The organism is Frankia sp. AiPs1 (genome assembly GCF_023716945.1).
In the GTDB taxonomy this organism is placed as follows: domain Bacteria; phylum Actinomycetota; class Actinomycetes; order Frankiales; family Frankiaceae; genus Frankia.
The window spans coordinates 1-681 of record NZ_JAMQQF010001136.1; the positions used below are offsets into that span (position 1 = coordinate 1).

The 681-nt window shown below is 77.4% G+C and carries 1 protein-coding gene; it reads left to right on the forward strand.

Going from position 1 to position 681, the window contains the following annotated elements; genetic code table 11:
- On the forward strand, window positions 1–681 hold a 681-nt coding region (locus ND748_RS33310; protein WP_251750193.1), incomplete at both ends, for an APC family permease.

Consider the following 681-nt stretch of genomic DNA (forward strand, 5'->3'; position numbering starts at 1 on the left):
GGGTGGGGGGGGGGGGGGCGGCTGCTGGCGGCGCTGGGCCTGGCCGCGGCCGTCGCCTACTGCAACGCCACCTCGTCGGCGCGGCTGGCTGCGCGCTACCCGACCTCGGGCGGCAGCTATGTCTACGGCCGCGAACGGCTCGGGGAGATCTGGGGGTACCTGGCCGGCTGGGCGTTCGTGGTCGGCAAGACGGCGTCGTGCGCGGCGATGGCGCTCACCATCGGCGAGTACGCCTGGCCGGCGCACCGGCATGCGGTAGCCGTCGCCGCGGTCGTCGCGCTGACCGCGGCCAACCTCGCCGGCGTACATCGCAGCGCGCTGCTGACCCGGCTGATCGTCGCGGTGGTGCTCGCTGTACTCGCCGCGGTCGTCGTGGCCTGCCTGGCCTCGGGCGCGGCGGACCCGGCCCGCCTCGGCCCGGGCGGGGACGGTGCGGCGGTGACGGCCGGCGGGGTGCTGCGCGCCGGCGGGCTGCTGTTCTTCGCCTTCGCCGGCTACGCCCGCATCGCCACCCTCGGCGAGGAGGTCCGTGACCCGGCGCGCACGATCCCCCGCGCCGTCGCGACCGCGTTGGCGATCACCCTCGTCGTCTACCTGCTGGTCGCCGTCGCGGTGCTGGCCGTGCTCGGTCCGCAGCGGCTGGCCTCGGCAGGCGCCCCGCTGGCCGACGCCGTGCACGCC